This window comes from Streptomyces sp. NPDC127106, from assembly GCF_042677605.1.
Lineage (GTDB): Bacteria > Actinomycetota > Actinomycetes > Streptomycetales > Streptomycetaceae > Streptomyces.
In genome coordinates this window covers 103,789-108,556 of the sequence record NZ_JBHXTC010000018.1, presented here as the reverse complement: position 1 = coordinate 108,556, position 4,768 = coordinate 103,789, and the positions used below count along the sequence as shown (strand labels likewise).

Sequence of the window (4,768 nt, the reverse complement as noted above, 5' to 3'; positions counted from 1 at the left end):
CAAAAAAACGCTCTCTTTCGCCTCTCCATCTGGGGGGGGGGTGGGGGGGCGGGCGGCCCCGCGACATCCCCCCCCCCCGCGCCCCCGGAGCCGCACGGCTGAGGGCTCGAACCCGAAGAAGCGCGCCGCGAACCGCGGCGGGCTCAAGCGTGCTTTCGCCACGCACTGGTACGCCTGGGCCATGATCGCCCCGGTCGTGATCGTGCTCGGCGTCATCATCGGCTGGCCGCTGGTGCGCGGCATCTACCTGTCGCTGACCGACGCCAACGAGCGCAACGTCGCCCGCACGATCGGTGCCAACCACATCGAGGCCACGTACGAGTTCATCGGGCTCGACAACTACACGGCCGTGCTCGCCGACCCGGTGTTCATGCAGCGACTGGCGTGGACGGTGGTGTGGACCGTCGCGTGCGTGTCCATCACCTTCGTGCTCGGTCTGACCCTGGCCAACATGCTGAACCGGGAGTTCAAGGGCCGCGCCGTCTACCGGATGGCGCTCATCCTGCCCTGGGCCGTTCCCGGCTTCGTCTCCGTCTTCGCCTGGCGGTTCCTCTTCAACCGCGACAACGGCATCCTCAACAAGCTCCTGGAGGGCGGCGGCATCGCGGCCGTCCCGTGGCTCGACGACCCGACCTGGGCCAAGGTCTCCGTCATCGCCGTCAACGTCTGGCTCGGCATCCCCTTCATGATGGTCGCCCTCCTCGGCGGCCTCCAGTCCATCCCCGGCGAGCTCTACGAAGCCGCCGAGATGGACGGCGCCAGCACCTGGCAGCGCTTCCGGCACATCACCCTGCCCGGCCTGCGGTCGGTGAGCATGACCGTGATCCTGCTCTCCACCATCTGGACGTTCAACATGTTCCCGGTGATCTTCCTGCTGACGCGGGGCGGACCGGGCGACGCCACCGAGATCCTGGTCACCCAGGCCTTCCGGCAGGCGTTCGTGGCGAGCCCGCGCGACTTCGCCGGCTCCGCGACCTGGGGCGTGCTCATCCTCGCCCTCCTCATGATCTTCGCGCTGGTCTACCGACGGGCGCTGCGCAAGCAGGGAGAGGTGTGGTGACGACCGTGGCCACCTCCACTACCACCAGCCGGTCCGCCGATCGCGCGAAGGGGAACGAGCGGGGCAAGCGCTCGCCGCTCGCCTCCGTCGGGCTGCACGCGACCCTCGTCGTCGCCTCCGTGGTCGCCGTCTTCCCGGTGCTGTGGGTGCTCCTGACCTCCCTCAAGCCCGCGAAGCACGCGATCACCACCGACTTCGTCAAGGAACCCACCCTCGACAACTACCGCTACCTGGTGGAGCAGACCTCCTTCTTCACCTGGTTCGGCAACTCCGTGCTGGTGGCCGGCATCACGACCGTGCTCGGCGTGTTCATCGCCGCGACCACCGGGTACGCCGTCAGCCGGTTCAAGTTCCCGGGCATGAAGCCGCTCATGTGGACCCTGCTGATCACGCAGATGTTCCCCATGGCCATCCTGATCGTCCCGCTCTACAACCTGATGGGGCAGCTCGGGCTGCTGAACCAGCCGGTCGGACTGATCATCACCTACCTGACCATCGCCGTGCCGTTCTGCGCCTGGATGATGAAGGGCTTCTTCGACACCATCCCGGTCGAGATCGACGAATCCGGCCGTGTCGACGGACTCAACCCCTTCGGCACCTTCTGGCGCCTCATCCTGCCGCTGGCCAAGCCCGGCCTGGCGGTCACCGGTTTCTACTCGTTCATCACCGCCTGGGGCGAGGTCGCGTACGCCTCCGCGTTCATGGTCGGCGACCAGAACCTCACCCTGGCGGGCGGCCTGCAGACCTTCGTCACGCAGTACACCGCCAACTGGGGTCCGATGACGGCCGCCTCGGTCCTCATCGCCATCCCCGCTGCCATCTTCTTCGTCTTCGCCCAGCGTCACCTCGTCGCCGGGATGACGGCGGGCGCCACCAAGGGCTGACCACCCGGCGCCCGCCCCGACACACCCCCGGCCCGAACCCAACCAAGGACGTCATGACCCAGCACCTCGCCGAAACACTCCCCACCACGACCGGCACCGCGCCCGGCTGGTGGAGAGAAGCGGTGATCTACCAGGTCTATCCGCGCAGCTTCGCCGACTCCAACGGAGACGGCATGGGGGACCTCGAAGGCATCCGCAGCAGACTGCCCTACCTCAAGGAGCTGGGCGTCGACGCCGTCTGGCTCAGCCCGTTCTACGCCTCCCCGCAGGCCGACGCCGGCTACGACGTCGCCGACTACCGGGCCATCGACCCCATGTTCGGCACCCTGCACGACGCCGACGCCGTGATCCGCGAGGCACACGAGCTGGGCCTGCGCATCATCGTCGACCTCGTCCCCAACCACTGCTCCGACCAGCACGAATGGTTCAAGCAGGCACTGCGGGAAGGGCCCGGCACGCCGCTGCGCGAGCGCTTCCACTTCCGGCCCGGCCGAGGCGAGAACGGCGAGGAGCCCCCGAACGACTGGGAGTCCATCTTCGGCGGGCCGGCCTGGACGCGGGTCGAGGACGGGGAGTGGTACCTGCACCTGTTCGCCCCTGAACAGCCCGACTTCAACTGGGACCACCCGGCCGTGCAGGACGAGTTCCGGTCCGTCCTGCGGTTCTGGCTCGACCTGGGCGTCGACGGCTTCCGCATCGACGTCGCGCACGGCCTGGTCAAGGCCCCCGGCCTGCCCGACCTCGGGCGCGGCGAGCAGCTCAAGCTGCTGGGCAACCAGGTGCTGCCGTTCTTCGACCAGGACGGTGTGCACGAGATCTACCGGGCCTGGCGCAAGGTCCTCGACGAGTACGACGGCGAGCGGATCGGTGTGGCCGAGGCCTGGACGCCCACCGTGGCCCGGACCGCCCGGTACATCCGGCCCGACGAGCTGCACCAGGCGTTCAACTTCCACTACCTGACCACCGGGTGGGACGCGGCTGCGCTGCGCACCACCATCGACGAGACCCTGGACGCCATGCGGCCCGTGGGTGCGCCCACGACGTGGGTGCTGTCCAACCACGACGTCGTTAGGCACGCCACCCGCTTCGGGGACGGGGACGCTGAGCTCGGTCTGCGCCGGGCCCGCGCCGCCGCGCTGCTGATGCTGGCCCTGCCCGGGTCGGCGTACGTCTACCAGGGCGAGGAGCTGGGGCTGCCGGAGGTGACCGACCTGCCCGACGAGGTGCGCCAGGACCCGTCGTTCTTCAAGGAGAACGGGCAGGACGGGCTGCGCGACGGCTGCCGCGTGCCGATCCCGTGGTCCGGCACCGAGGCCCCGTACGGCTTCGGCAGCGGTGGCAGCTGGCTGCCGCAGCCGGCCGAGTGGGCGGGCCTGAGCGTCGCGGCGCAGACCGGCGACCCGGACTCGACGCTGGAGCTGTACCGCAGCGCCCTGCGGATCCGCCGGGACCGCGACGACCTCGGCGCCGGTGACTCCGTGGAGTGGCTCGACGCCCCCGAGGGGGTCCTCGCGTTCCGCCGCGGCGGCTTCGTGTGCACCGCCAACACCACCTCGGAGCCGGTGCGCATGCCCTCACCCGGCACCGTCCTGCTGACCAGCTCCGAGCTCGGTGAGCCGGGCGTACTGCCCGCCGACACGGCGGTGTGGTGGCAGGGGTGACCTCCCCACTCCGGCTGACGGACATCGCCGCGCAGGCCCAGGTCAGCGAGGCGACCGTCAGCCGGGTCCTCAACGGCAAGGCGGGCGTCGCGGCCGGCACCCGGCACATGGTGCTGGCCGCGATGGACCTGCTCGGCTACGAACGGCCCGTACGGCTGCGCAGGCGCAGCAACGGGCTCGTCGGCCTGCTCATACCCGAGCTCACCAACCCGATCTTCCCGGCCTTCGCCCAGGTCATCGAGCAGGCGCTGGCCGGGCACGGGTACACGCCGGTGCTGTGCACGCAGACGCCCGGCGGGGCCACGGAGGACGAGCTCGTCGAGCAGTTGGAGGAGCGCGGGGTCACGGGCATCGTCTTCCTGTCCGGGCTGCACGCGGACGCGCTGGCCGATCCCGCCCGGTACCAGCGGCTCAGCTCGCGCGGAGTGCCGTTCGTGATGATCAACGGGTTCAACGAGCACGTGAACGCCCCCTTCATATCCCCGGACGACCGGGCCGCCGCCGAGATGGCCGTACGGCACCTGGAGGACCTGGGGCACCGGAGGATCGGGCTGGCGATCGGGCCGACGCGCTACGTGCCGTCGGCCCGGAAGGAGCAGGGCTTCACCGCCGTCGTGCCGGGCGCGGAGGCCGAGGGGCTCATCCAGCGCACCCTGTTCACCGTTGAAGGCGGGCATGCGGCCGGGGGCGCCCTGCTGGACCGCGGCTGCACCGGCATCGTCTGCGGCAGCGACCCGATGGCGCTCGGCGTGATACGGGCCGTGCGGGAGCGGGGGCTGCGGGTGCCCGAGGACGTCTCGGTGGTGGGGTACGACGACTCGCCGCTGATCGCGTTCACGGATCCGCCGCTGACCACCGTGCGGCAGCCGGTGCGCGCCATGGCGACCGCTGCCGTCGGGGCGCTGCTGGAGGCGGTGGGCGGCACGCCGGTGCAGCGCACGGAGTACGTGTTCCAGCCGGAGCTGGTGGTCCGGGGGTCCACGGGAACGGCGCCCCGGGGGGATTGAGGCCCGGGCTCGGTTCGAGCGGCACCACAGGTTCCCCTTGGTCGGGGGTGGACGGGGGGCCGCGGGTTTACGGGGCCCCCCCCGGCTTATAACACAAGACCGGCCGCAAACCCCGGGGGGGGGGGGGGATGGGGGGGGGGAAACAAATAATGAAAA

The 4,768-nt window shown here is 70.4% G+C and carries 4 protein-coding genes; all 4 read left to right on the top strand.

Annotated elements, in window-relative coordinates:
- The first annotated feature begins 40 nt into the window (after positions 1 to 40).
- The 4 genes from ACFVGY_RS17775 to ACFVGY_RS17760 are packed head-to-tail and all read left to right on the top strand — an operon-like array spanning position 41 to position 4,612.
- Positions 41 to 1,060 (top strand): carbohydrate ABC transporter permease, encoded by a 1,020-nt coding sequence (locus tag ACFVGY_RS17775; protein ID WP_385677807.1) that lies wholly within the window; start codon positions 41 to 43, stop codon positions 1,058 to 1,060.
- Between the two features lie 5 nt (positions 1,061 to 1,065).
- A complete protein-coding gene (locus tag ACFVGY_RS17770) occupies positions 1,066 to 1,944 on the top strand; it encodes a sugar ABC transporter permease (protein WP_385677804.1) in 879 nt (292 codons plus the stop codon).
- Between the two features lie 53 nt (positions 1,945 to 1,997).
- A complete protein-coding gene (locus ACFVGY_RS17765; protein WP_385677801.1) occupies positions 1,998 to 3,605 on the top strand; it encodes a glycoside hydrolase family 13 protein in 1,608 nt (535 codons plus the stop codon).
- Positions 3,593 to 4,612: a LacI family DNA-binding transcriptional regulator gene (locus tag ACFVGY_RS17760; RefSeq protein WP_385677798.1), complete on the top strand. Its 1,020-nt coding sequence runs from the start codon at positions 3,593 to 3,595 to the stop codon at positions 4,610 to 4,612. Before ACFVGY_RS17765 ends, ACFVGY_RS17760 begins: the two co-directional genes overlap by 13 nt.
- Positions 4,613 to 4,768 lie beyond the last annotated feature (156 nt).